This is a genomic window from Flavobacterium branchiicola (assembly GCF_018383905.1).
In the GTDB taxonomy this organism is placed as follows: domain Bacteria; phylum Bacteroidota; class Bacteroidia; order Flavobacteriales; family Flavobacteriaceae; genus Flavobacterium; species Flavobacterium branchiicola.
The window spans coordinates 368,036-391,508 of record NZ_JAGYWA010000001.1; the positions used below are offsets into that span (position 1 = coordinate 368,036).

The window sequence follows — 23,473 nt, forward strand, 5'->3', positions numbered from 1 at the left end:
ACACTATTATTTCGAAAAATCTTATTAAAAATGCTAGTAATCAAAATACCAATTAAAAATATCTGAACGTAATCCGATAGAAAACCAGGTTGTATTTTGCTTAAAAGTTGTCGCTGTTTCCTGAGTAGGATCAAAATTTCTATATACAAGGCTACCAAACAATTTTAAGTTCGTCATCGGGTTTATCAAATATCCTCCCTGAACATCTGCAATAAAAACGCTTGTTTTATTTCCCTGTCCTACCTTTACACCCGTATTATAAGGACGCTTTTCGTCGTAACTCTTATAAATGTTACCTCCGTAATTGTAGCTATCAGCTGCTGTATTAAAATCTAGACCTCTAGTTCCGGTTGTCACTTTAGCATCACCAAATAAACGTCCTTTGTGATAACGTCCAATTAAAACAAGCTCATTAAAATTCCCTCCCCATTGATGACCAATACTTTGGTTGTTGTGCCCGTAATTTGTTATTGCAGCACTGTGCGCATAAACGTAAGGACGCACATGGTTGTACTCTACCTGAACTAAAAGATCTTTTACATTGAAAGCATTAAAGTATTTTCCTCCTATTTGAAATCCAAATTTATTTTTCCAGCTTTGATCTCCCGCTTTCACATCTGAAACCGAAAATTCATCAATCAAAAACTGACCATACAAGTTTACATTATTATTCCATTTGTATTTTCCTGTAAAACCAAGTAATGCGTTTCCGCTTCTTGAAGAAGATCCAAACTCAACTGCACGATAAAAAATAATAGGATTTATAAAATTAGCATCAAACCCTCTATTGTTAGAATCTGTCCAGACTACCGACTCAAAGAAACCTAAATTCAATCTATTAGAAACATTCCAGCTCAAATAATGATTCGCCATAAATTTAGTAGCATAGGTCTTCTCCGCTGTTACTTCAGGACGTACATCTTTTAGCCACATATACGTATTGGTATATTTAATTTTCCAGAAAGTGGTATTAATTTTAAAATACGGATATGGACTAGCTCCATCACTTTCAAGTAAAGAACGATATCCGTCTCCAATAAAATTTCTTCCATACCCTAATTGCAAATCAAAGAATTTACTTGGCACATAAGTAATATTAGCTTCTGCCATTGGAAAATCATATGCATCTGTTTTAAATCTTTTGGCAATTCCAATTCCGGGAACAATTGCCGGATTTCCTCCAGATGGCTTTATGGATTCTGCGTAATCATTGTAATAACCGGCAAATCTTCCCTGACTTTCAAAAACCGTCGTGGTAAAATTAACCTGTTTCCCCAGTCCTCCTCTAAAATTTAAAGCACGTGTATTTACATAAGTATAAGAAGCATCTAAATCTGATGCTTTACCAACTTGCAAATCAAGAATAGGATTTAATACAAACCAATAGTCTTCGCCCTGAATCTGAACCAGATTTTCGTTCCACCATTTTCTTCCTAACCAGGTTGAAGCTTTTTTCTGAAGAGATTCATTAACTGCTTTTAAATTGTAATATTTTGAAACTTCGGCATATGTATAAGGTTTCGAAGCTGTGTGATTATTACTTCCAACCTGATTCATCGCCCCGTCAAACTGTGCGTAATAACTGTGTGAGAATGGAATATTTAAATGACTTTCGAACTCAGGATTTCTGTATTTTTTAGACACTATACTATCCAGTTCTGTCATTGGCTTCTCGTCTGGCTTTAAAATTTCTGCCGCCGCCAAAGCTTCTGCTTCAATTTGCTGAGAACTTTTTAAAGGAATAGCAATCGAAATGGTATATTTTGAATACGTTGGCTTACCATTATAGGTTGATGGTTTTATTTTTGGAAACTTCTCAAAAACACGTTTAGCTTCAACAGACAACTCATCGTTTGCCGCATTCACATAAATTACTTTAAACACGCCTTCACCATCTACTTCAAAAAGTACCTTTACTTCACCTTTATAATTGGATTGTTTTAAATTTGAAGGAACTTCAAAATTTTGAAAAACAAAATCCTGAACTTCTTTATAAAAACAATTTTCTAATTTTTTAAATTCTAAATTTTCGCAATTTGGAAAAACAGGAAATTTTTCACTTGTAAATCCGGACTGAACAGAAGAGTTATTATTTTGCTGCGCAAAGGTTGTTATAGAGGCTAACATTAAAACAAAAGATAAAATATTTTTGTTTTTTACGTAGGTTTTGATTTTCATTTAATATTGATTTTGGGTATTTTCTCCATTTGCAATAGCCTTTGCAGCCGAAGTTCCGATGCGTTTAACTCCTAAACGAATCATTTCTATTGCTTCTTCATACGAGCGAACTCCACCAGCCGCTTTAACCGATAAAGGAGATGCGTTTTCTAACATTATAATTATTGCAGGAACAGTTGCTCCATTTGGCAAATCATTTTCAGTTTTAAAAAATCCTGTTGATGATTTTACAAAAACTGATGCGTAATCCTCTTCTTTAAAATTAGATATGACTACATTTTTAATCAACACCGAAAGCTGTATAATTTCTTTTTCGGTGAGAGCTGCTATTTCAATAATCCATTTTACAGTTTTATTGTGTGCCAAACCTATTTGTGTACCTATTAAGATCTCTTTTTTTACCAGCTCAAGATTTCCATTTTTAAAAGCTTCATAATTACAGACAAAATCCAAATCATCTGCACCATTTAAAATAGCTTCATTTGCTTCTTTAATTTTTTCTTCCAATTCTGATTTACCTTCCGGAAAATCAATAACAGTACCGATGAGCAGACTTGAATTGGCATCTACTATCATTTCTTTAGCCAAAGAAACAAATTCAGGTCTTATCATTATCAATTTGAAGCCTTCTGTTATCGCCTCTTCAATTGCATTTTTTACAACAACCAAATTCTCTGCATCCGAAATTCCCGCCTGGGAAGCCGTCTTCAGATAAGTGGAATCAAGATATTGCTTTACGTTCATGAGTTTTAAAATTCACAGAGTTGCGACAAAAATACATTTAAAATTGAGAAAAAAAACAATCTTTTAGAGCTTGATTTTAAGGCAATAAAAAACCCACCGAAGTGGGTAATCTTATTCTTATATTTTATCGATTTGTTTTTTAAAAGCTATTGCCGTAAAAACGCCGACTGTAGCACCAATTGTATTTGCTAAAACATCTGACACATCCGAAGCTCGTGTAACTGTAAAAATACTTTGCAAAATCTCTATTGTGATGCCAAAAAAAACAGAAAAAATAAATGCTATTAAATAGGCTTTATAATCATCTGTCGTTTTTCCTTTAAGTTCTTTTTTGAAAAACAAAATCCATGAAAGTGTAAATCCAAAATGAAAACAAAAATGTACAATCTTATCTATACTTGGAAAATTTACTACTGGTATATTACTTGAATCTGTAAGACAAAAATAAGCAATTATACCTGAGCAGATAATTGCCCAAAGTAAAAGAAGTTGTTTAGGCACCGATAAGTTGTTTGTAAGCTTCGTCAGATAATAAAGAATCAATCTCTGATGCATCAGCGATTTTGATTTTGATCATCCATCCATCTCCGTAAGGATCAGAATTTACTGTTTCTGGAGCGCTTTCTAAACTATCATTAAAAGCAATGATTTCTCCAGTTAATGGCAAAAACAAATCCGAAACTGTTTTTACTGCTTCAACAGTTCCAAAAACTTCATCTTTATCAAGTGTCTGATCTAAAGTTTCCACCTCAACATATACGATATCTCCTAATTCTTTTTGAGCGAAATGCGTAATTCCTACTGTAGCTACATCTCCTTCGATGCTAATCCACTCATGATCTTTTGTGTACTTTAAATTTGCTGGTATGCTCATAATTGTGTGTTTGAAAATTGATAATTTAATAATTTAGTCACAAATGTAATAATCTTCTAATAAAATTTGGTTTACAAACTCAAATTTAATTTCCAAAATTGTAACGAAGTGTAAATCCTGATCTAATATTAGTTAACGGGAATGATGTCGATATTACCGCTTTTGAGAACGAATGATCGTAATAAAATATAGCCGTAAGGTTTTTACTAAAGGCATAATCGGCCGTAAGTTTCAATGTCCATATATTTTGACCTGCCGCTAATTGATTGTTATCATAATCTAAATAACGTACCAAAGTCTGGTTATTTCTATACGAAAAGTCCGCTTTAATGTTGATGTCACTTTTTATAATTCCAGTTGGACTATCTGCCAGTTTAGACGAGAATATAACATCTTTAAAACGATAACCCATCCCTATTAAATACTCAACACCTTTTACTTCTGTCAACAAATTATTATCAAAACTCATCGATAATGCTCTGTCTTTTTTAATCTCACTTAACAAACGCAATGAACCTTTTAACTCAAAATCTACACGAATAAGAGGGCTAAATTGCTCTACTAAATTGACATTTGACATGATTGTCTTGTTAAAGAAATTGGTGTTTAAATCTTGCCCTGCAGGATTTTCATTGTAATCAAAATTAGATCTAAACTGGTTGATCGTATAAGATGCTCTATAATTATGTTGCAAAGAAAAACGTTTAAATCTGTCTTTAAAATACTTGTAGCGCATTAAACCATTATACTTGATACTCCAGTTTGGAATAGGGAAACTTCTAAAAATATCCGTTGAACTACTTGATGCATTACTTCCTGTGTAGGCCGCCAAAAACGAAGGCAGTAAAACAGCCTGATTGCTTTTGGTAAAACCAATCGGATACCCAACATTTGACGAATAAATTGCATAATTAGCATCGCCTTCTGCCGGAATAGGGTTATTTGCATCTCCATATCTTGGTATAGGAACTCCTGCCCCATAATGATCTTCGGCCAGACGATTTGCAATCGTTAATCGATTATTTCTAAAATCATCGAATGCGGCGGATTGTGTCTCATCACTAGTTGAAAAAGCAGTCTTTATTAAAACAGTCGAGATCGAAAACATTCCATAATTGTAAGGCGATAACGGCTGATACTCTCCATCGATAACACTATATTGTTCTGATGAATTTTTAGAATATGCGCGATCCATTGCCAGATCAATTTTCAAATCAGGAAGTAAATCAATATTTGCCGTGATCTTCAAAAGTTCGTTTTGGACCTGTGTAAAGTTCTGATTGAAATTTTCATAATTTGTCAACCAGCCATTTTTTGCAGCTTCATAACGCACATCATCCTGGCTTCCAAAAATAAATCCTAAACTTGGTTTTGCTGTCCCTAAGAAACCAACGCTTGGCGTGTATCCAGGTAATACGGTTCCGCTATTTTTAGTATAATTAACCTGAATATTTTTAATACTTGTCAAAACACCAATCATTCCATCATAAAACGGACTATTACTTACAACAGGTTTAGCAGTGTTCACCACTTTTTCACCTGGTTTAGGCGGCGCTGCCGGCTTCGGTTTTGCTGTTTTCTTTCCTCCCGGTGTTAAACCTAAATATTTATAAAGCATATTCATATTTAACGTTGTTGTAAACGTATTTGAATTTGCATTCTGAATAGTATTTCCAAGATTATACTCCGTTCCGCTTTCATCAACAAACTGAGACAAAGCAGTCGAAGAACGTTGCCAGCTGTAATCTGCAGTATAAGAATAACTCGCTTTAATAAAACTAAAAATTGGCAGTTTATTAATTGGAATATCCCAGTTTAAAACTAACTGCTGCACATGCTGATTTGGGGTTCCGATATCCCAATAACTATCCCAGATATTAAAATCTTCCTTAGGCGTATTATCTGCATTCAGATAATTTTTTACAATATTATTTGATGCTGCAGTATAATTTATTTTTACTGATTTTGTCAAATTATATCCAAAACCGTATTGATAATTAAAGGCAAAATTACGTCTGTACAATGGATCTAAACCAATTCCTTCTACCTCAACCAATCGATATTGCTGACGATTACTTTGTCTTAAAATATTTGTATTGAAAGAAATATTTGAAGGCAAATAATTAAAGTTGAAATCGCTTAGTAATTTCCAATACTCGCTTTTCTTCATGAACTGATTCTTCTTGAATGGAACCACTTCTTTCGGCTGGAAAGTATAAGCATAATTAACAGCCGTATTAGATTGCTCGTCTTCATAACTTTCAACTTCATAATCATGTCGCTCTACCTGATTGTACGATTGTGAGAAAGTAAAATTCTCAACATCATAAACATGTGGTTTCTGCTCCGGAGCTCTGTCTTTTCTAACCCCTATAAAGTTAATACTCTTACGCTTTGTGTAATCAACTGCACGCGTTCTGATATTATCTTTTTCGTTAGGATCAGTCGTTTCATTTATCAACTGATCTAATTTGATATCCTGATTAAAAGGGTCGTATTCCGGAGTAATAACTTCTTCACCAATTGCGTAATTGAAAGGCAAATTGATTCCCCATTTATGTGGCAATAATTTTCCTAAATTTAAATTGGTAACAATATTATACTGCTGAATATCTTCACGGTCTCTCTCATTTGCACCTTGCTCTAAAGATCCAAATCCAATTGTACTTTTCTTTCCTGTAGCAGAAATAGTAGCAAAATCTGCCATATTGGTATCAACATTTAATAATGCCGCCATACCGCCTTTATTTTCCAAATCAGACATTCGAAGCTCATTAAACCAAACTTCTCCTTTAATGTCTTTGTGATCTGCCCTACTTTTAACTCCGACCATTAAATTCCTCACCAAACCAAAATTTGGATTTCCTTTAATACCCAATTTTAATCTACTGTCACCATCTCCTCCGCTTTCACTTAAATCATCATCAGGATAATAAATACCATTAATATCCCTTTTATCAGAATTAATATCTATGCTCATGGCTTTGATTTTCATTCTGGTCAGTAACTCAAGTGCTAAATCAATATTATTATCATCCATCCAGACCAAATCAGGACTTATTGCACAACTTCCTCCAATTTGTGTTACTTTTAATGGAATTTCAACCTGATAAAAGTTCTGTGTAAAGTCATTACCAAAACGGATAAAACCAACCATTTCTTCGTCTAATAATGCACTTTCATTTGGTAAAGATTCTGCATGCAAAAACATTTTCAGTTTTTTGTACTGACGCATATCTACGCTAACATTTTTAAATGCTCCTCTTGAATCCTGATATTGCAAACCTGCACCTCCAATTCTAATTGCTAAGGCTTGCTCGTTTTGATTAATAACAGTATTATTATTATACAATTGCTCCCTTTGAACTCCCGGAGGAATGACATAGTTTACAGGACATTTTGTACTGTTTTCCTGAACATTCACTGCGGCAACATCAAATTCAACACCATCATCATTCGGATTTGTATCATTTGCATCAAGAGTTCCTGTATATTTTCTCCACTCTCCTCTTACTAAATCTAATGCTCCAAAACGTACCGTCATCTGGTCATTAAAACCAGTCATAAACATACGCATGAAACGAATAGATCTAAAATCTGTAATATTTCCAATTGTATTTTGTGGCTGAGAAACCGGAATTTTAAACTGAATCCATCTTGCATTTGTTGTACTTCCGTTTGGCAACTCTATATTAGTTACTTCACGAATATCAGTAATGTAATTTTGTCCTACCTGCATTCCCGGTTTTACATCAATACTATATTCATAATACGCATTGATGGTACTCATGGTATTATCGCGATTAATATCTTCAACATCCGGCAAAGTTGTAGCTCCTCTGTTTGGATCATCAACACTTACTGCCGAGTTCCCTTCTGTACCATTATATTTTTTATAACGTTTAATTACATCTCCATCTGTATTTAAATAATACGTATAGTTATCTGCTGCGGGATCTGCTTCTCCTGCATAATTATTATAAATTGAACCTTCTTTAGCATCTGGCAAACCATCCAGACCTACGTCCTGATTTCTACGATTATCAGGATTGGTATCAAAAGCATAAATTAACGATTGTGAAGCCGGAACATCTCCCCAAATCGGTTGAGGATTTACCATCACCTGATCTGGTCCAAGTCCGTTTTCATATTGTTTTCTTCCGTCTTTTAAAACATCCTCAGAAATTTCACCTAAGTTAAAATAGATTTTTCCTGTATTATTTGCAGGCGCATCTGCATTTCCTACATAAGGATCCAATACCCAAAACTGAATATACTCAACATTTCCCTGTTCAAAATTGGTTGAATTTAGAGAACGCATGATTCCTCCAAAATTAGAAGAGGCCGGTCCTGCAGCAAAATTTGGATTGTTATTGTAAGCTCCCCTGTCTGATGGAAAATAGGTTAAATCGAGTGTATTAATAACCTGAATTTGCCCCTGAGCAATATCTGTATTTGGATATAGCTCTTTACTATAAATTCTTCTTGTTGTATTTAATGACAAATCATCATTTGAAATCCCGGATGGTTTAGACGAGTAAAAAATAGGATCGATTGTATACCAAGCCAGTTTTGCACGTTTGTATCCATATTCTAATGTATTTAAATTGGCATTGAAAGTATTATCGTTTATCGAATTCACAAATGGCGTAGAGGCTAAACTCCAGGCATAAGCAGATCGCATATCGATTGTTGATTGCGAACCTTCAAAATCATCGATGTAAATTGTAGCTTCCCCTTCAAAATCACTGGCTTTTGGAGCATCTGGTTTTAAAAATGCAACTTCACCACGAATAGAAAGATTAGAAGGAACATCTGTATCAATATTTGGTAATTTGTTTACCAGCCTTGTAAAGAAAGGAACTTCGGTTGCGTAATTACCATTAAACCCAAAAATGGTATTGTTTACAGATTCTTGTCCGTAACTTGATTTTTGCGTAAAAGGCTTTTCACTCATTTTTAAATAAGTTCCTCCAACTACAAATTTCTCTGAAATTTTGTGCTCAACATTAAACCCAATAAATCTTCTGGTTTGTTGTCCGAAAATGGAATTATTCTCTAAGGAAACTTCGATTGGCGTATTTGAAGCCTGAAGTGAAGGATCCAAAATTTGAACACGACCTAATTGATAATCGACACTATAATCGATTCCTTCTACCAATCGTCTTCCTGCTGCCATTACCACAACAGATCCTTGCGGAACGTTAAACGCCCCGATTGGAATACCACTGCTTCCTGATGATTTATATTTTCCGCGCAGTAAGAATTTGTTTTTGTCACTATCCTGCAAAGCGCCGGATTGTGTGTTTCGATACATATTTCTAAATACATATTTCTGCTGGTTTGCATTATAGGTACTTGGATTATTATAATCTTCACCAGAACCGGAATTCTGCAATTTCTTAAACAGTAATTCTCCAAAAGGCTCCTTGGTACTAAAAATAATTCGTCCGTTTTGAACGTCAACAGTAATACCCGGAATATAATCGAAGAAACCATCTCCTCCTGTTTGCGGGTCATTATTATAATTTAATCTGTCGAGATTAAATACATTCAATAAAGGAGTCTGCTCTACTTTATTTTCTGGTGTCGGGTTTGTTGGAAAAGTAGTTCCGCTCACCGGCGTAATATAATTTATCGGAGAAGGATCTGTATAAAGAATGTTCATTCTAAAATCGTCCTGCTTAATTTGATAGGCCTGAGGAATTTGATAAACGTTTTTCATCATCAGGTTCCAAACCGGATTTTGAACGTTTGTCAAATTACTTTTCAGCATTTTTAATACCAAACTTTGCGAAATAATCGCCTGATTTGAACTGTTATTTCCTGTTACAACTGTAGCATCAAGTCCGTCACTTCCAAATTCCCCAACCTGATACACTTTTCCTCCAACGGTATATTCAAACGCAACTGCAAGAATCTCATCATTTGCTAAACGCTGTTGCAACGAAATGTATCCTAACTGCGGATTGAAAGTAAATTCATTCGCTGTTAATTTTCTTGCATTTTCTAATATAGAGTAATCTGTTCCTTCGCTTACATTTGTATTATTGAATCCTGATTTTGCCGTTACAATTTCTCTAATGTTAGAGTTTAAATATGAACCGGGTTGTCCAATTGCAGCAGGGTCATATTTATTGTTATCATTTTCTGTTGGAGAATCAATAGGATTATTAAAGAAACCTGTTGATGAACTAATAACAACGACCTGATTATCCGGAATACCCGTAATTTGCCCTTCACCTAAATCCTGAAGTGCAATAATGTTACGTAAGTTGTTACTGGTTGTACTTACTCTGTTTTGTTTATTGGTAACCCATACCTCTATTCTGGTTACCTGCACACGGCTATCTATAACCGGATAGTTTTTTAAAGAGGCATCATATTTATTTCTAAAATATTGTGACAAGAAAAAGTGTCGGTCATTATCGTAGTCTAAAGCATACAAATCAAAATTTTGAACTGTACCACCTCCTTCGGCTACAACACTCTTGGTTTGTGACTTTTGCTCAGAGAAAACACCTGTTACAGTTGTTCGTCCAAATTGCAATTGAGTCTTTACACCAAATAAACTTTGAGCTCCTCTAATTAAGGTACTGTTTAATGGCATACTTACGTTACCTACCTCAACTTTTTGAATGATATCATCTTCTGAGGGTGTATAAGCAAGTTTAAATAAGTTTTGAAAAGCAAATGTAGATTGTGTATCGTAATTCGCATTTACCTCTAATCTGGTTCCTACTTTCCCCATTAAGCTCATACTGATTCTCTGATCAAAATCGAATGTAAGGCTTGATCTGTTTCTTGGTGAAAAAGAAGGGTTATCTTGTTTGGTATATCGAAGTCCCAAGTCCATTTCTACAGATCCTGTGGGCTTTACGTCTATTGTATTACTTCCGAATATGCTTTCGAAGAAACCTGAATTAATGTAATATCGTGGAAGCAAATTCTTTTTTGCTTCCTCGCTCCCTACCTTTTTACCATCTATAGCGTCCATTTTTTTCTTAAAATAATCTCTTCTGGATTCTTTAAGAACTAAATCTTCGTATTCTTTTGGCGTTAGAATTATAGGATAATTAATCGAAAAACCATCGACTGTATTGGTGTAAATATAACGATCTGTAATGGGATCATATTTATATGCCGAAAGTATGCTTGGCGGATCTTGCAACTCCATTTTCCCTACAGAAAACTGAGTTTTTGTTGTATCTTGAGTCGCCGGATTTACTTGCGATTGCAAAACATTACCGCAAAATAAAACCAGTAAAAAAATACAAATTTTACGCATACAATTGGTTTATGTTAGTTGTGTTACAAGCTTTTTAATGCTTTTTTAATGATTGTTTCTGCTGTAGCTTCCGGATCTTCTTTAACGATCTTTTCGACTACTTTTTCTGAAGCTTTTCGAACAAATCCTAAAACTTCCAAAGCAGATAACGCTTCATCTCTATTTGTATTGTTTTGAACGATAGAAACTTCGTCTAAATCGTACAACTTTAACATTTTTTCTTTTAAATCGAGTATAACCCGCTGTGCCGTTTTGTTTCCAATTCCTTTTATAGACTGTATTACACTAACATCTCCGGCTGCAATAGCATTGATGATTTGTTTAGGTTCTATTGAGGACAACATGGTTCTGGCAATGTTGGCTCCAATACCGGAAACCGACAATAACATTCTGAATATTTCGCGTTCTGATTTTTCTACAAAACCATATAAAGTATGCGCATCTTCTTTAATTTGAAGATGCGTATACAATTTTATAAAATCTGCATTGGGCAATAACGAAAAAGTATGTAACGATATATTTACGTGATATCCTACTCCTCCACAATCAATTACAACTTCTGTGGGGTTCTTTTCGACTAATTTCCCCTGCAAATGTGCTATCATAGTTTAATTTATAATATCAAATATAATAAAAATAAGATTGATTATCCGATTCTTAAAATTTCTAACTATTTAGCTAATTTATTTTTTTTAATTTCTTTTTCCTGTGCATCAATAACAGCGATTGCTGCCATGTTTACCATTTCTTCTACGCTTGCGCCTAATTGAAAAATGTGTACAGGTTTATCTAATCCCATCATGATTGGACCAATAGAACTAGATTTATTCAATTCTTTCATTAGCTTATAAGTAATATTTGCTGCCTCTAAGTTAGGGAATACCAACGTATTTACTTTTTTACCTGCTAATTTAGAGAATGGGAATTTCTCTTTAAGTAACTCTCCATTTAATGCAAAATCTGCCTGAATCTCACCGTCAACAATCATTTCAGGGTGATTTTTATGTAAATAAGCAACTGCCTCTCTTACTTTTGAAGCATTCTGATGTGTAGATGATCCAAAATTAGAATAAGAAACCATTGCAATAACTGGCTCAATACCAAACATTTTAGCCGTTTTTGCCGTCATGATTGCAATATTTACCAAATCTTGAGCAGATGGGTTAATGTTTATTGCTGTATCTGATAAAAACATTGGGCCACGTGAAGTAAGCATCATGTTTGTAGTTGCGATTAATGAAGCCGCAGGTGCTTTTTCTATTAACTGCATCATTGGTTTTACCACACTTGGATAACTTCTTGAGTGTCCGGTAACAAGTGCATCTGCATCGCCTTCGTTTACCATCATTGCTGCAAAATAGTTTCTTTCGCGCATAAATTTCTGAGCGTCAAGTAATGAAACTCCTCTGCGTTCTCTTGTTTCCCAGTATGAATTTGCAAATCTGTTACGTCTTGCTTCTTCTTCGTTAGTTTTAGGATCGATGATTTCAAGATCAGCATCAAAACCTAATTCAGCTTTTAATTCTAAAATGATTTCTCTGTTTCCTAATAAAATTGGCGTACCAATACCATCTTCATAAACAATTTGTGCTGCTTTTAAAACATTTAAATGATCTGCTTCAGCAAAAACGATACGTTTTGGGTCTAATTTAGCACGGTTTGTAATTAAACGTACCATTTTATTATCATTACCCATACGCTCGCGAAGCACATCTTCATAAGCTGCCCAGTCTGTGATAGGTTGTTTTGCTACTCCAGATTCCATTGCTGCTTTTGCAACTGCTGGCGCTACAACGGTAATTAATCTAGGATCAAATGGTTTTGGGATAATATATTCCTGACCGAAACCTAATTTTGTTGCACCGTAAGCTACGTTTACTTGCTCCGGAACTGGTTCTTTTGCCAAAATAGCTAATGCTTTTACAGCAGCCATTTTCATTTCTTCGTTAATTTTTGTCGCTCTTACGTCTAGTGCTCCTCTAAAAATATATGGAAAACCTAAAACGTTATTAACCTGATTAGGAAAATCTGAACGTCCTGTAGCCATAATAACGTCTTTACGCGTTTGAACAGCTAAATTATAATCGATTTCCGGATTTGGATTTGCCATTGCAAAAACAATCGGATTGTCTGCCATTGTCAATAACATTGCCGGCGATAAAATATCTCCAGAAGATAGTCCGATGAAAACATCTGCCCCTTTTACAGCATCTGCCAATTCAATTTTAGCACCATCAACAGCATATTTTAATTGTAATGGCGATAGTGAAGGATTGTCTTTTGTTAAAAGTCCTTTACTATTATACATTTTAATGTTCTCTACTTTTACACCTAAAGAAACATAAAGATCTGTACAAGCGATAGCAGCAGATCCTGCTCCCGAAACTACCACTTTTACATCTCCTGCATTTTTTCCTGCTAATTCCAGCGCATTGATTAAAGCTGCAGAAGAAATAATTGCTGTTCCGTGCTGATCATCATGCATTACCGGAATATCTAATTCTTCTACCAGTCTTCTTTCGATTTCAAAAGATTCCGGTGCTTTAATATCTTCAAGGTTAATTCCTCCAAAAGTTGGAGCAATATTTTTAACCGTCTGAATAAATTCTTCAATATCTTTTGTACCTACCTCAATATCAAAAACATCAATATCAGAGAATATTTTAAATAATAAGCCTTTTCCCTCCATTACTGGTTTTGAGGCCTCAGGACCAATATCTCCTAATCCTAAAACAGCAGTACCGTTTGAGATTACGGCAACTAAATTTCCTTTTGCTGTATACTTATAAACGTCTTCAACGTTTGCTGCGATTTCTAAACACGGTTCTGCAACACCCGGCGAATACGCCAGCGACAAGTCTCTTTGGGTTGCATATTTTTTTGTTGGAACTACCTGAATTTTTCCTGGAGTCGGCTCTGCGTGGTACACTAACGCCTCTCTTTTTTTACTCTCTTTGTTCATTGTTTTTAGCTTTTATTCTAGCTTACAAAGATATAAGTCTTACTTTAAAATGGCGTGTTTTTACTGCTTTCTTTTGTTAAAATAACAATTTGAGATAGTCAAAAAAAAATAGTCCGCAATAATTGGGACTATTTTAAGAATGTTTTTTCAAGTTCTTTATTATTGAGAAATATAAGAGTTTAAATGATTTATAGTGTCTTTTTGAACTTCTATAATTGCTTTTACAACGTCGCTAATCGAGATTATTCCTACCACAATTCCGTCTTCTAAAACCGGTAAATGTCGTATTCTTTTAGTACTCATCAGCTCCATACAATCCTCGATATTGTTTGAAAGGGTTATCGAAAAAACGTTGCTTTCCATAATTTCATGTACAAAAGTTTCTTTTGATGATTTGTCTTTTAAAACGATTTTTCGAGCATAATCTCTTTCAGATAATATCCCTTTTAAGTCGGTTCCATCGATGATCAGGATGGCACCAATGTTTTTTTCACCCATTACTTTCAATGCTTCATAAACGGTTGTAGTCGAAAGTACAGAGTAAACATTTTTTCCTTTTGCGTTTAGTATTTGATTTACAGTCATATCTGAAAAATTTTAGATTTATAAAGTTATAAAAAAACTAACACAATTTGTTGTAAAAAACATTTTTTAAAAACATAACACATTCATTTTAAACAAAATACATTGTTTCCTGAATTTTAGAAATTATCCATCAAAGAACAAATCTATTTAGTACCCTTTTTTATCAAAAATTTGATTTTTTAACTTTTGATGAAAACACCTTTAAAACCTCTCTAATAAAAATTTTATTTAGAATTCAAACATAGCCCACGGTTTCAGCCGTGGGGATAGTGATTGTATATATGTTGCAGTTATGGATTACGCATATATTGTGTGAATGTAATGCGTGCATTTATTATGTGCATGTATTGCGTCTCAATGGTTGAAACCATGGGCTATATTTTTGTGCTGTAAATGCAAATATCTAATGGCTGTTAAATATCGCTTTCAGGGACTCTATAATTTAATGAATTGCCTCCAGTTTTAACTGGAGGTTAAAAAAAATCAACATTAAGGGCTTTAGCCAAACTTTGTGTTTTGGCTAAAGCCCTTAATGATATGACATATAAATACCTCCAGTTAAAACTGGAGGCAATTCAAAAACACACTCTTAAAACATTGAGATTTGCTTTTGTTTATTCCGACTTTCTTTTCAATATTAAAAATTAAATAATTCTTTTATTGATGTAAAATTAGGCTTAGACCATAGCCCGCGATTTCAACCGTGGGGTGATGAAGATTGCATATATGTTATGTATATGTATTGCGTACATGTATTGTGTTTGTGCATTGCGTGCATATATTGCGTCCCAATGGTTGAAACCATGGGCTATGTTTTTATGCTGTAAATGCGAATATTTAATGGCTGTTAAATATCGGTTTTAAAGATTCTAATAATTTAATGAATTGCCTCCAGTTTTAACTGGAGGTAAAAAATAAAATCAACATTAAGGGCTTTAGCCAAACTTTGTGTTTTGGCTAAAGCCCTTAATGATATGACATATAAATACCTCCAGTTAAAACTGGAGGCAACTCAAAAACATTCTGCTTAAACTTTGAGATTTATTTTTGTGTTCAACATATCTATAAATAAAAAAGACCTTTACTAAAATTTAGAAAGGTCTTTTGTTCTTTTATAAAATTACAAGCTCGTAATGATAAACTCGCTTCGTCTGTTTTGCTGATGTTCTTTTTCTGTGCATTTTACACCATCTGCACATCGATTTACTAGTTTTGTTTCTCCGTAACCTTTTGCATTTAATCGGGTTTCATCAATTCCTTTACTTACAAGCCAGTCTTTGGTAGACTTTGCTCTTTTGTCTGATAAAATCTGATTGCTTTCTGATGAAGATCGACTGTCTGTATGCGAACGAATATCTAATTTTATTGCCGGATATTGGTTTAAAACGTCTACCAGTTTTTGCAATTGTGGTTCTGATGTTTTCTTAATCGTAGCTTTTCCTAAATCGAAAAAGTTCATAGGCAGATGAAGTAGTTTTGCCAAATCTGTACCTACCTTTATTGGCCCGATTTTTACAGGTTTTACTGTTACTTTGTTTACTGCAATTGCTTTTGCTGCGATTGGTATAAAAATCTTTTGCAATGTAATTGATAATTTAGTTGTTCCCTGCGCTTTCTTTATAGTAACCGAAGCATCTTTGATATTATAATCGCTTTTAGAAATTCGTAAGGCGTATTTTTTACCACATTTTACTTTAGCGAAAGTATAATTTCCTTTTTCGTCTGAATTGATTGTTGCTACAACAGTCCAGTTTTCATCAAACAATGTAATCGCTGCATTTGGCAGTATTTCGTTTGATTCGGCGTCATTTACTGTTCCTGTCAATTCCTGCTCGCAAACAAGTCTTTTGGTTTCTGTAAATCGATAAATATCATCTACGCCATGTCCGTTTTCTCTGTTTGAAGAAAAGAAACCATTTCTGTTTTTACTGTTAATGATAAAGGCAAAATCGTCTTGTTTGCTATTTATAGGTTCACCCACATTCTGAACATCATCAAGCGTTCCGTCTTCATTTATTTTGGTTACAAATACATCCAATCCTCCTAATCCCGGACGACCATCTGATGCAAAATACAATTCATTGTCTCCGGAAATAAACGGAAATGTTTCGCGACCTTCGGTATTAATAGCAGTTCCTAAATTTTCGGGCGTTCCAAAAGTTCCGTCACCTTGAATGCTTACTTTATATAAATCTGATTGCCCCAAAGTTCCCGGCATATCTGATGCAAAATATAACGTCTTTTCGTCGATGCTTAATGCAGGATGCGCCGTACTGTACTGATCGCTGTTAAACGGAAGTTCTTTTACATTCTCCCATTGTCCTTCGATTAAATCAGCTTTGTATAGTTTAAGAAGTGTAACTTTATTATCGCTTTTTCCTCTTTTACCGTCTATAAAATTGTTTCTGGTAAAATACATTGTGCGTCCGTCTTTTGTAAAAATCGGCGTAGATTCGTTGAATTTCGCACTTTCTTTTTTTCTAAAAAGCTTTGGTTCACCCACGCTTCCGTCTGGCATTAATTCGGCAAGATATAATTTTGAAAATGCTTTATTTGTCCATTTAAAATTACTTTTACCTACTCCGCCTGTATCTCTTGCAGAAGTAAAAATTATTTTATTCTCATAAATTGCGCTTCCGTAATCTGAATATTGCGAATTAACTCCGGCATCGGCAACTTCAAATCGACCTGAATTTGATTTTATTTCTTCTAAATAATTCTTCTCGTTTCTAAACAAAGCTGCTCTTTTTTCTGTTTCAGCTTTTTGAATGAATTTCTCCAGAATCTCATCGGCTTTTTTGTAATTACCCGACGATTTTAAGCATTGTGAATATCGGTACAAATATTCGGATTGCTGATTTTCGTTTATACTGAATAAATCATCGTAGTATTTTAATGCGCTTGGCAATTCTCCTATAAAATAATACGAGTTACCCAGTTTTTGCATTATTTTTTCATCTTTAGCTCCTTTGCTAATAATGTTTTCATAAGCAACTATGGCATCCGCGTAAGCGTAATCATCGTACTTTTTATCAGCATAATCTGTGTTGATTGTCTGAGCGTTTGACTGAAAGAAAAAACACAGGAATAAAATACTATAAGTTAAGTTTTTTGTAGGCATATAAGCAATATTAGAAGAATCTTGGGGATGTCATTTTATTGTAATTTTTTAAGAACTCAAAACGAAGGAAGATCTCATGTGATCCTGAGTTGTACTTTCTTAAATTGGTTGTTTCATTATCATAGCCATAGCCAAGGTACAAACCATCTGTGACCTGAAAACCTGCCATTGCACTCACAGAAGCGCTCCATCGATAGGCAACACCTACTACAAATTTATCATTGAACATGAAGTTACCTGAAACATCTACTTGTAAAGGTGCTCCCTGAACCATTTTGGTTAATAATGCAGGTTTGAATTTTATGTATTGCAAATGATCCAGATTAAATACGTAACCTGCCATCAAATAGTAATTGATTTTATCTTTAAAAATAGCTACGTCGTTATTATCATAACGATTGGTTTCGATAAAATTAGGAACCGAAAGTCCTACATAAGCTCTGTCTGAATGCCAGTAAACTCCTGCCCCAATGTTAGGTGAAATCTTATTATCAAGATCCTGAAATTGAGGATCACCCTGATCTTCGAAGCTTAATTTACTTGCATCAAGATTGAAGATATTTAATGATCCTTTTATTCCGAAGGAAAGTTGAAAACTATCCGAAGTTGGAATACTATAAGACAAATCTGCTGATAAATTGTTCTCGTTTGTTGGTCCGATTTTATCGTTTACCAAAGAAACTCCTAACCCAAGTTTGCTGTTGTTTAAAGGTGTGTTTATAGAAAAAGTACTTGTTTCGGGTGCTCCGTCAAGTCCTATCCATTGTGTACGATACAAGCCAAAAACGCTCATTGCTCCTCGCGAACCTGCGTAAGCGGGATTGACAGAAATGGTATTGTACATATATTGCGTAAACTGTGCATCCTGCTGCGCGGAACACACAACGGAAAAAAACATAAAAACAATAACTAATTTTTTCATTTAAAAAGTTTTAAAACGGCTTAGCCTTAACTAAACCGTTTGTCATTTTTATTTATTAATATATAGGTATCCTGACTTTTCGTGTTGGTTTGATTCGCTGTCTCTATATTTCAGAACATAGAAATAGGTTCCAACCGGAAGTCCGTCTGCTTGTGTTACAGTTGCACGACCTGCAGAGATTCCAACAAAAACTCTGTCTTCGTTGTTATAACCATCAATGTCAAATACAAGAACTCCCCAACGGTTGTAGATTTCGACTGTATTATCAGGATAACATTCCAGACCCTGAATATAGAATCTTGCATTTTTTGAATCTCCGTTTGGAGAAAATGCATTGAATACTTTGATCTGGCAACCATTTAAATCTAATACGGTTGGCTTATCTCCATCTACACCTGCATCATCAGAAACGTCATCAACTTTAACACCTCTTACACTGTTTCCGCTAACACTTGCCTGATTACTAACTTTTCCAGCGTTTATATCGCTTTGTTTTATGGTATAACTTGCCGTAAAGTTTGTACTGTTTGACTCATTGACAGCTAAATCTATTGGCTGCCCTGAAACCACAACTCCCGGTAAAGGATCGATAACTTTTACATCAACCAACGGCACGTTTCCTGTGTTTGTTACCACAAAGTTGTATGTAATTGTTTCGCCTGCATTTGCAATTCCGTTTTTATTTTCGTCGTTAAACGTTGCGGTTTTAACAATTGCAATAGCCGGAACTTCTACAAAAACATTTAAAGTTGCTGTAGTGCAATTGCCTGAACTTGCTTTTTGACAGATTTGATATGTTAGTGCATAATTTCCGCCTGGTGTATTTGGCTTTACACTTACAGTTCCGTCTGGATTAAATTCAAAGTAAGGACTTGGTGAATTATTTGTAATGGTAACATCTATTAGTTTAATTGGTAATCCATCTAAAAGATCATTATCTAAAACATTAATAAACTCAATTTCTCCATTAATTCCATCTACCGAAATATCTAAATCGTCTTTTGCAATAAGTGGCAGTTTTGGATCAACAGAGTTTAATACTGTTACTTTTACTACCGCCTGACTACAGTTTGACTGATTTGCAGCTTCGCAAATTTGATACGTTAACTCATAAGTTCCAGATGGAGTTCCAGATTTTACAGCTACTGTTCCATCCGCATTTAAAACCAGATTAGAATTTGGTACAGTCGTCGTTAAAACAACATTTGACGGAGTAATTATTGTTCCGTTTAAAACATCATTATTAAAGATATTTATAGATAAATTGGTTCCTTTATTTAAGTCGACCGGACCATCTGTATCATTATTTGCCTGAATTACAAATGTTGGTCTGGCATTACATTGCGGGGTTGCCGGAGGATAATTGACAATTACATTTACTGTCGGATTCAATGAGAATTCCATAGTAACGTTTGCTCTTGCATTTTCAAATCCATCTGCCCCTTCAATCCACTGGTTATTTTTTAGCAACCATCCTGGCCAGTCTACTCCGTTTCCGTTACTATCAATTACAGCACCTGGCCATAAAAGATCTCCGCTTAATGGCAAATTAGTCTGAGTCGCTACTACATTGTTCGCACTATCGATCCATTTTATAGTCAATAAGTTATTTGGAGTAAAATTCTCTGCTTTTACATTGTATCTTACATACGGAACATTGTTTGAGCAATAACTATTTGCCGTTACTGTCATTATTGGCGCTGTAACTGTAACTGTTACAGTATTTGATTTACAATTTGAAAGATTTAATACTTCGCAAATTGTATAAGTTAACTCATAATCTCCTGCTGGTGCATTTGGTGCAAGTGTAACTGTTCCGTCTGGATTCAATGTTAAATATCCTTTTGGATCTGGTGTTGAATTGGTCAGTTTTACATCTGCCGGATCTAACGGAAGTCCATTTTTAGTATCATTTGTAAATACATTGACAATAGTCTGAGGAATGTTTATTCCAACTACAGAAGTAACAGTATCCGGATTGGCAACAAGATTACCCGCTGTAACCGTTACAACAGAAATTACTGAATCGCAATTTGCCGGATTACTTCCTGTCTCACAAATTGTATATTCAACATTATAGTCTCCTTTTGGAGTTCCAGGACTTACTGTAATTGTTCCGTTTGCATTTAACGTTAATCCTGTTGGCAAAGTACCTACAATATTTAAAGTAACTTCTCCCGGATTATTTTCAATGGTAATAAAATCTCCATTTAAAGTATCGTTTGCTGTTAATGAAGCTGTTGTTCCTCCAATGCTTCCATTAATAGGAAGAGTGGTTTCGATTACCGCTTTTATAACATTTTTAACTACAACTGTTGCCGTTGCCGTATCGCAGTTTGCAGAAGCTGATCCTTCTTCACAAATCTGATAAATAATAGAATATGTTCCTGAAGCTGTATTAGCTGCAAGTGTCAAGTTTCCGTCGGCATCAACACTTAATGGACCTTCTATTTTTGGTGTAACATTCGTGTTTGTAGTTGTAACGGCTAATCCGTTTAATTTATCGTTTGAAGTTACATCACCTAGATTTAAAGCTGTTGCTCCTGAAGTTTTTGTTCCGAAGTTATCATCGTTTGCCACTAAGCCATTTGCTACAATAACAGAAGCTGTTGCCGTATCACAGTTTGCAGAAGCTGAACCTTCTTCGCAAATTTGATAAATAATAGAATATGTTCCTGAAGCTGTATTAGCTGCAAGTGTCAAGTTTCCGTCGGCATCAACACTTAATGGACCTTCTATTTTTGGTGTAACATTAGTATTTGTAGTGGTAACGGCCAATCCGTTTAATTTATCGTTTGAAGTTACATCACCTAAATTTAAAGCTGTTGCTCCTGAAGTTTTTGTTCCGAAATTATCATCATTTGCCACTAAGCCATTTGCTACAATTACTGTTGCCGTTGCAGTATCGCAGTTTGCAGAAGCTGAACCTTCTTCGCAAATTTGATAAATAATAGAATATGTTCCTGAAGCTGTATTAGCTGCCAGAGTCAAGTTTCCGTCGGCATCAACACTTAACGGACCTTCTATTTTTGGCGTAACATTAGTGTTGGCAGTTGTAACGGCCAATCCGTTTAGTTTATCATTTGAAGTTACATCGCCTAAATTTAAAGCTGTTGCTCCTGAAGTTTTTGTTCCGAAATTATCATCGTTTGCCACTAAACCATTTGCTACAATTACTGAAGCTGTTGCCGTATCGCAGTTTGCAGAAACTGAACCTTCTTCACAAATTTGATAAACAATAGAATATGTTCCTGAAGCTGTATTTGGTGCCAAAGTCAAGTTTGCATCTACATCAACACTTAATGGACCTTCTATTTTTGGTGTAACATTAGTGCTTGTAGTGGTAACCGCTAATCCGTTTAGTTTATCGTTTGAAGTTACATCTCCTAAGTTTATTGCTGTTGCTCCCGAAGTTTTTGTTCCGAAATTATCATCGTTTGCCACTAAGCCATTTGCTACAATTACTGAAGCTGTTGCTGTATCGCAGTTTGCAGAAGCTGAACCTTCTTCACAAATTTGATAAACAATAGAATATGTTCCTGAAGCTGTGTTTGGTGCCAGTGTCAAGTTTCCGTCGGCATCAACACTTAATGGACCTTCTATTTTTGGTGTAACATTAGTGTTTGTAGTGGTAACGGCTAATCCGTTTAATTTATCGTTTGAAGTTACATCACCTAAATTTAAAGCTGTTGCTCCTGAAGTTTTTGTTCCGAAGTTATCATCATTTGCCACTAAGCCATTTGCTACAATAACAGAAGCTGTTGTCGTATCACAGTTTGCAGAAGCTGAACCTTCTTCACAAATTTGGTAAATTATAGAATATGTTCCTGAAGCTGTATTAGCTGCAAGTGTCAAGTTTCCGTCGGCATCAACACTTAATGGACCTTCTATTTTTGGTGTAACATTAGTATTTGTAGTGGTAACAGCCAATCCGTTTAATTTATCGTTTGAAGTTACATCGCCTAAATTTAAAGCTGTTGCTCCCGAAGTTTTTGTTCCGAAATTATCATCATTTGCACAGATTTTAGAAACAATAACTACAGTTGAAATTCCAGATGTACAATTACTTAAAGTTGCTGTTACATCATAAGTTCCAACTGGTGCAGTGACAATTCCAGTTAATGCATCGAGAGTAGCTCCCGCAGGCGTTATAGTATAAGAATATGAATTATTGTAATTTGATATTGTAAAACTTCCCGTATTAACACTACATGTTAATTGGTTTATTGAAGTTATTGTCGGTACATCTGGAGTTATCAATTTCGCAGCATTACTAAATGAATTTAAAGATGCAGATGTACAACTTCCATTTCCTGCCGTTACTTTATAAGAAGTTCCAACTATCATTCCGCTGATTAATCCAGCATTATCAACACTTGGACCAGCAGGATCAAAAGTGTAAACCGTTCCTGAAACGTAATTTGATATTGTAGAAATTCCGTTAGCTGAACAAGTCGGTGCTGTTGCAGTTATTGTCGGTACATCTGGAGTCACCAACTTCACAGCATTACTAAATGAATTTGAAGATGCAGAAGTACAACTTCCATTTCCTGCCGTTACTTTATAAGAAGTTCCAACGATCATTCCGCTAATTAGTCCTGTATTATCAACACTTGGACCAGCAGGATCAAAAGTGTAAACCGTTCCTGAAACGTAATTTGATATTGTAGAAATTCCGTTAGCCGAACAAGTCGCTGCTGTTGCGGTTATTGTCGGTACATCTGGAGTCACCAACTTCACAGCATTACTAAATGAATTTGAAGATGCAGAAGTACAACTTCCATTTCCTGCCGTTACTT

11 protein-coding genes are annotated in these 23,473 nt (G+C 34.8%); all 11 read right to left on the reverse strand.

What is annotated here, in order from left to right; translation table 11 throughout:
* Positions 1-33: 33 nt before the first annotated feature.
* The 11 genes from KHA98_RS01680 to KHA98_RS01730 all read right to left on the reverse strand — a co-directional run bounded on the left by KHA98_RS01680 (position 34) and on the right by KHA98_RS01730 (position 23,405).
* Entirely contained in the window at positions 34-2,178 is a 2,145-nt protein-coding gene (locus KHA98_RS01680) for a gliding motility protein RemB (RefSeq protein WP_213254698.1), read from the reverse strand.
* Complete coding sequence (deoC, locus tag KHA98_RS01685) at positions 2,179-2,922, reverse strand: deoxyribose-phosphate aldolase (protein WP_213254700.1); 744 nt, start codon at positions 2,920-2,922, stop codon at positions 2,179-2,181.
* Between the two features lie 117 nt (positions 2,923-3,039).
* Positions 3,040-3,423 carry a VanZ family protein gene (locus KHA98_RS01690; protein ID WP_213254702.1) on the reverse strand — a complete coding sequence of 128 codons (384 nt, stop codon included), beginning with the start codon at positions 3,421-3,423 and terminating at the stop codon, positions 3,040-3,042.
* Positions 3,416-3,796 (reverse strand): glycine cleavage system protein GcvH, encoded by a 381-nt coding sequence (gene gcvH / locus KHA98_RS01695; protein WP_213254704.1) that lies wholly within the window; start codon positions 3,794-3,796, stop codon positions 3,416-3,418. Before gcvH ends, KHA98_RS01690 begins: the two co-directional genes overlap by 8 nt.
* A gap of 85 nt (positions 3,797-3,881) precedes the next feature.
* Positions 3,882-11,084, reverse strand: coding sequence for a T9SS outer membrane translocon Sov/SprA (gene sov, locus KHA98_RS01700; RefSeq protein WP_213254706.1), 7,203 nt, complete (start codon positions 11,082-11,084; stop codon positions 3,882-3,884).
* A 23-nt stretch (positions 11,085-11,107) separates the two neighbouring features.
* The gene (ruvA, locus tag KHA98_RS01705) at positions 11,108-11,689 is read right to left on the reverse strand and encodes a Holliday junction branch migration protein RuvA (RefSeq protein ID WP_213254708.1); all 582 of its coding nucleotides are present in this window, start codon (positions 11,687-11,689) and stop codon (positions 11,108-11,110) included.
* Between the two features lie 65 nt (positions 11,690-11,754).
* On the reverse strand, positions 11,755-14,046 hold the full coding sequence (locus KHA98_RS01710; RefSeq protein WP_213254710.1) for an NADP-dependent malic enzyme: 2,292 nt from the start codon (positions 14,044-14,046) through the stop codon (positions 11,755-11,757).
* A gap of 159 nt (positions 14,047-14,205) precedes the next feature.
* On the reverse strand, positions 14,206-14,631 hold the full coding sequence (locus KHA98_RS01715) for a CBS domain-containing protein (RefSeq protein ID WP_213254712.1): 426 nt from the start codon (positions 14,629-14,631) through the stop codon (positions 14,206-14,208).
* Between the two features lie 1,120 nt (positions 14,632-15,751).
* Complete coding sequence (locus tag KHA98_RS01720) at positions 15,752-17,752, reverse strand: OmpA family protein (RefSeq protein WP_213254714.1); 2,001 nt, start codon at positions 17,750-17,752, stop codon at positions 15,752-15,754.
* Positions 17,753-17,762: 10 nt separating this feature from the next.
* Positions 17,763-18,674 carry a PorP/SprF family type IX secretion system membrane protein gene (locus KHA98_RS01725; RefSeq protein ID WP_213254716.1) on the reverse strand — a complete coding sequence of 304 codons (912 nt, stop codon included), beginning with the start codon at positions 18,672-18,674 and terminating at the stop codon, positions 17,763-17,765.
* A gap of 48 nt (positions 18,675-18,722) precedes the next feature.
* The gene (locus KHA98_RS01730) at positions 18,723-23,405 is read right to left on the reverse strand and encodes a T9SS type B sorting domain-containing protein (RefSeq protein WP_317192561.1); all 4,683 of its coding nucleotides are present in this window, start codon (positions 23,403-23,405) and stop codon (positions 18,723-18,725) included.
* Between the last annotated feature and the right edge of the window lie 68 nt (positions 23,406-23,473).

Excerpts from the sequence above, each read along its gene's own strand:
- KHA98_RS01680 (WP_213254698.1), bottom strand. The coding sequence starts at position 2,178 with ATGAAAATCAAAACCTACGTAAAAAACAAAAATATTTTATCTTTTGTT.
- deoC (WP_213254700.1), bottom strand. The coding sequence starts at position 2,922 with ATGAACGTAAAGCAATATCTTGATTCCACTTATCTGAAGACGGCTTCC.
- gcvH (WP_213254704.1), bottom strand. The coding sequence starts at position 3,796 with ATGAGCATACCAGCAAATTTAAAGTACACAAAAGATCATGAGTGGATT.
- sov (WP_213254706.1), bottom strand. The coding sequence starts at position 11,084 with ATGCGTAAAATTTGTATTTTTTTACTGGTTTTATTTTGCGGTAATGTT.
- ruvA (WP_213254708.1), bottom strand. The coding sequence starts at position 11,689 with ATGATAGCACATTTGCAGGGGAAATTAGTCGAAAAGAACCCCACAGAA.
- KHA98_RS01710 (WP_213254710.1), bottom strand. The coding sequence starts at position 14,046 with ATGAACAAAGAGAGTAAAAAAAGAGAGGCGTTAGTGTACCACGCAGAG.
- KHA98_RS01715 (WP_213254712.1), bottom strand. The coding sequence starts at position 14,631 with ATGACTGTAAATCAAATACTAAACGCAAAAGGAAAAAATGTTTACTCT.
- KHA98_RS01720 (WP_213254714.1), bottom strand. The coding sequence starts at position 17,752 with ATGCCTACAAAAAACTTAACTTATAGTATTTTATTCCTGTGTTTTTTC.
- KHA98_RS01725 (WP_213254716.1), bottom strand. The coding sequence starts at position 18,674 with ATGAAAAAATTAGTTATTGTTTTTATGTTTTTTTCCGTTGTGTGTTCC.